Annotated in this window: 2 protein-coding genes; one reads left to right on the top strand and one right to left on the bottom strand. The window is 38.8% G+C overall.

What is annotated here, in order from left to right:
• Window positions 1–37 precede the first annotated feature (37 nt).
• Complete coding sequence (locus tag AC805_RS13595; RefSeq protein WP_055075926.1) at window positions 38–739, bottom strand: DUF1345 domain-containing protein; 702 nt, start codon at window positions 737–739, stop codon at window positions 38–40.
• Between the two features lie 639 nt (window positions 740–1,378).
• On the opposite strand from AC805_RS13595, the gene AC805_RS13590 reads away from it, so the two are divergent.
• Window positions 1,379–2,796 (top strand): cache domain-containing protein (locus AC805_RS13590; protein ID WP_156341408.1); only part of this gene is annotated, 1,418 nt, incomplete at its 3' end.

The raw sequence follows: 2,796 nt of genomic DNA, 5'->3' as shown, positions 1-2,796 counted from the left end.
TAACATTACTGAATAACATTACTGAATATAGCTATATTTACTGAATTAAGCCCGCAATCATATTAATGCTCATCGCCACAATTGCCGTATTAAAGAAAAAGGAGAGAACTCCATGGGCTAAAGCCAATCGTCTCAGAGATTGCGATGTAATTGCGACATCGGAAACTTGACTAGTCATCCCAATCACAAAAGAAAAGTATAAAAAGTCCCAATAGTCTGGCTCAATATCTTCGGGAAAGGCTAATCCTCCAGCATAGGCATTACTCTGGGTCTTATGGTCTTGATAGTATTCGTGGGCGTAGTGCATTGCAAAAATAGTGTGAACGAGCAGCCATGAACCAATAATTGTCGCCCCTGCAAGCAATAAATGGAGCAGCACCACATTTACCCCCCCGCCTTTTGTATCTCGTAATGTAAAAGCGATCGCTAAAAAACTAGCACAGGCAGCAGCGGTAATTAAGCTCAAAATCACAATGCGTCCTTCATCTTGACTTTGAGCGTTACGGCGCATTGTTTTTGGCGTTACTTTCAACATTAGGAACCAAGTTGAAGCCAAAAAACAGAGCATTCCAGTATCCCAAATACAGAGAATCCGAGTAGATAAATTAAACCAAGATGGAAGTAGAACCGACGCGACTAAGGCAAATATACTGGATAAAAATAGGCGAGAACGAATTCGCCATCGAGAGTGCAGTTGATGTTTGACCGCTGTTGGTTTAGGTTCTTGAGGTAATGTCATGGTTGTTTAGGGCTGTCAAAGGAGCGATTCTAGAAATAATCCCTACCGATCCTGTGGATTTACAAATTTTACTGGAGTTATACCAATTCCCAAAATGGCGTTACCATTTTGGGAATTGGTGTTAGTTCACGATGATTTGCTAAGAAAAATGACTCAAGATATACTATTTCTAACTAGATTGATTGAAATTACTGAAATTATCATCCAAATTGCTACGAGAAAATCTCAGTAAATTATATGTATTAATTCATGTATTAATTCACATATTCCGAAATCTAATAATTTTGTTGCCCTATGGCAATAACAACTAAGTGGCTAAGCATAAGTAAACTTAAAATCGAGAAGATTATAATGCCTGCGTAGTGGGCATTATAATCTCTGGGTTTGGTTTTTAATTATACTGAACAACCTAAAGATTTATTTTTTAATTAATATTGTATAGATTAAAATAGCAATTCTAATTTCAATATTTTTCCTCTACTAAGTAGCTAGGTATAATCAAGTATAAAACCCGAAAATCTGTGTCATAGGCTGTGCGTAAGTCGTAGATTTTTAGTCTATATTTTAATTGTGATTTTAGTCATACCTAGCTATTTATAAAAAACTGACTCATTAATAAGTTTAATCAGGAACTATGTCATGGTAACTAAGGAAACTAGCCCAATCGATACCCATAAGCCAGCTAGAACACAGCATCGTCGATCGATTCCTTTACGGCTAATATTAATTGCCCCCTTTATCATTCAAATCTTCGCCGCTGTGAGCTTGACCAGCTATATTTCGATCCGCAATGGGCAAAAAGCAGTCAATGATTTAGCTAACCGACTGCGGGAAGAGGTTGATGCCAGAGTGGAACAGCATATAACCTCTTTTGTAGATAAACCTTGGGTGGCAAACCAAATAGTTGCTGACGCTATCCATCAAGGAAGATTTAATCTTAATCTAGAGGAAAACGATCCGCAAAACGATCTGTTTTTAGTTCAGGATGTACGACTATTTAAGGCAATAACTAGTCTTTCTATAGGAACTCCCGACCGAGGTGCTTTTTTGGGGGCAAAAAATCAGAGCGAAAAAGAAATAAAAATTTTTACAGCCAATGAGAGTACGGGATATAAAAGATCGGAATTTACCATAAACGAACGAGGGGAACGGGCTAATTTAACCGATGTTCGACCTAATACTTATGATGCTCGCACGAGACCTTGGTACAAAAAAGCCGTTCAAGCTCAAATAGCTGTATGGTCAGAAATTTATCCTAGTTCCACAACTAATAAACCAGTAATTACGGCTAGTCGTCCAGTATTTGATAGTCAAGGCGGTTTATTGGCAGTTGTTGCGGTAGATATTTCTCTTATAGACATTAATAAATTTGTCAATACTGTTAGCTTAGGAAAGTCAGGCAAGATTTTCATTGTTGAGCGTAATGCCAATATGGTTGCTAGTTCTACCGATGAAAATCCCTTTATAACGACTGACCCTAAACAGCCTGCTCAACGTTTAGCCGCTTCTGCGAGTTCCCAACCTATCATTAAAGAAGCTACTCAATTCTTACAAAATAAATATCAGAAATTTTCATTAATCAACACCCCCACGAAAGATGAGTTTTATCAGCAAGGCGAACGTCAGTTTCTTCAAGTTACTCCTTTCAAGGACAAGTATGGTTTAGATTGGCTGATTGTGATTGTTGTCCCCGAATCTGAGTTTATGGAGCAGATTAATGCCAATACCAATATCACGATTATGTTATGTATAGGAGCCTTAGTCCTAGCCGTTATCTCGGGCTTCTATACATCCCGTTGGATTTCCCAACCCATTACGAGACTGAGTCATGCCTCCGAAGAAATCACGAAAGGAAATCTCGACCAACAGATCCAACCAGAAGCGATCCGCGAATTGGATAAACTGGGGCAAACCTTCAATGAGATGAGCAACCAACTCCAAGCCTCTTTTCATACTTTAGCTCAGGCCAACATTCAACTGGAACAACGGGTAGAAGAACGTACTGCCGAGCTGGTCGAAGCTATGAAGAAAGCGGATAATGCCAACCAAGCCAAAAG

It is taken from the genome of Pseudanabaena sp. 'Roaring Creek' (genome assembly GCF_001402795.1).
Taxonomy (GTDB): Bacteria; Cyanobacteriota; Cyanobacteriia; order Pseudanabaenales; family Pseudanabaenaceae; genus Pseudanabaena.
Note: the sequence above shows the minus strand (reverse complement) of the source record. Positions and strands in the feature narration are given on the sequence as shown.

What these genes read in the sequence shown, in the direction of transcription:
- AC805_RS13595 (WP_055075926.1), bottom strand. Translation starts at nt 739, where the DNA reads ATGACATTACCTCAAGAACCTAAACCAACAGCGGTCAAACATCAACTG.